The 1,728-nt window shown below is 67.8% G+C and carries 2 protein-coding genes and 1 pseudogene; 2 read left to right on the forward strand and 1 reads right to left on the reverse strand.

Annotated elements, in window-relative coordinates; genetic code table 11:
* The coding region (locus A9X03_RS25925) for an SDR family NAD(P)-dependent oxidoreductase (protein WP_068263679.1) at window positions 1–627 on the reverse strand (627 nt) is incomplete at its 3' end.
* 160 nt (window positions 628–787) lie between these two features.
* On the opposite strand from A9X03_RS25925, the pseudogene A9X03_RS30540 reads away from it, so the two are divergent.
* Window positions 788–1,024, forward strand: a pseudogene (locus tag A9X03_RS30540) (AMP-binding protein); the annotation flags it as partial.
* A gap of 182 nt (window positions 1,025–1,206) precedes the next feature.
* Window positions 1,207–1,728: SDR family NAD(P)-dependent oxidoreductase (locus A9X03_RS25935; protein ID WP_231975468.1), on the forward strand; the 522-nt coding region annotated here is incomplete at its 3' end.

Consider the following 1,728-nt stretch of genomic DNA (forward strand, 5'->3'; position numbering starts at 1 on the left):
TTCCCCCATGATGTTCTCGGTCATCCGCGTCCGTGCGATGGGGGCGACGGCGTTGATGGCGATGCCGTTGCGGGCACCTTCGATGGCGAGAACGTGCATCATGCCGATGAGGCCCATCTTGGCCGCGCCGTAGTTGGCTTGACCGAAGTTCCCGAAAAGTCCGGTGCCGGAAGTGGTCTGAACGATCCGTCCGTAATTCTGTGCCCGCATGATCGGCCACACGGCCCGCGTCACGTTGAATGCGCCGGCGAGGTGTACCGATATGACCGCATCAACCTGCTCGGCGGTCATGTTCTTGAAAGCCGCGTCGCGCAGAATCCCCGCGTTGTTCACCAGAATATCGACCCGGCCGAAGGCGTCCATGGCCGTTGCCACGATCGCGGCGCCGCCGTCCTCGGTGGCCACCGAGGCCCCGTTGGCGACCGCGGTGCCGCCCGCGGCTGTGATCTCGTCGACCACGGCCTGGGCCGCCGACGTCGACGCGCCGCTGCCGTCCACGGCGCTGCCCAGGTCGTTGACCACGACGCGGGCACCGCGCCGTGCGAGCTCGAGGGCGTGACAGCGGCCAAGCCCGCCACCGGCGCCGGTGACGATGGCCACCTGGTTATCGAAAGTCATTGACTGCATAGGTGAGAGGTTACATTTACTCAATCGAGAGCAGTAATTTGCATTGGAGGGGACATCCATGGGCGGCCCGACTGAACTGCTGCCGCATGCGCGTCGGCGCGCCGAGGCGCTGCGGCCCCGGTACCGCGCCGCCGGCCTGTGGACCGGGGAACCGTTCGACATGGTGCGCTCCGCAGCCGCCCGGCATCCCGGCCGTCCAGCGGTGGTGGACCGAGGCGCCGAACTCACCTACGGCGAGCTGGACGAGCGCATCGATTCGGCCGCCGTGGCCATGGCAGACGCCGGTGTCGTGCCGGGCAGCGCGATCGTCTTGGTGGTCGGCAACGACGTTGACTCGGTGGTCGCGATCCACGCGGCGTTGCGGGCGGATGCGATGGTGCTGCTCGTGCCGCGTAGTGCCGGGGCCAAACACGTCGCCGACATTCTCACCCGCACCCGGGCGCGGCTCGGCGCGGCGCCGAACTGGACGGCGGTCTCCGAGCCGGAATTATCCGGGCTGTGCCGTTGGATCGAACTCGGTGCCGGTGAGCGCTTGGCCGCTGTCACGCCCTCGAGCTCGCACGGCGCGGTGCCCGCGTCGTGGTCAACGACCTGGGCAGCGCCGTGGACGGCAGCGGCGCGTCGACGTCGGCGGCCCAGGCCGTGGTCGACGAGATCACAGCCGCGGGCGGCACCGCGGTCGCCAACGGGGCCTCGGTGGCCACCGAGGACGGCGGCGCCGCGATCGTGGCAACGGCCATGGACGCCTTCGGCCGGGTCGATATTCTGGTGAACAACGCGGGGATTCTGCGCGACGCGGCTTTCAAGAACATGACCGCCGAGCAGGTTGATGCGGTCATATCGGTACACCTCGCCGGCGCATTCAACGTGACGCGGGCCGTGTGGCCGATCATGCGGGCACAGAATTACGGACGGATCGTTCAGACCACTTCCGGCACCGGACTTTTCGGGAACTTCGGTCAAGCCAACTACGGCGCGGCCAAGATGGGCCTCATCGGCATGATGCACGTTCTCGCCATCGAAGGTGCCCGCAACGGCATCGCCATCAACGCCGTCGCCCCCATCGCACGGACGCGGATGACCGAGAACATCATGGGGGAA

The sequence above is a fragment of the Mycobacterium sp. E1715 genome, from assembly GCF_001667625.1.
Taxonomy (GTDB): Bacteria; Actinomycetota; Actinomycetes; order Mycobacteriales; family Mycobacteriaceae; genus Mycobacterium.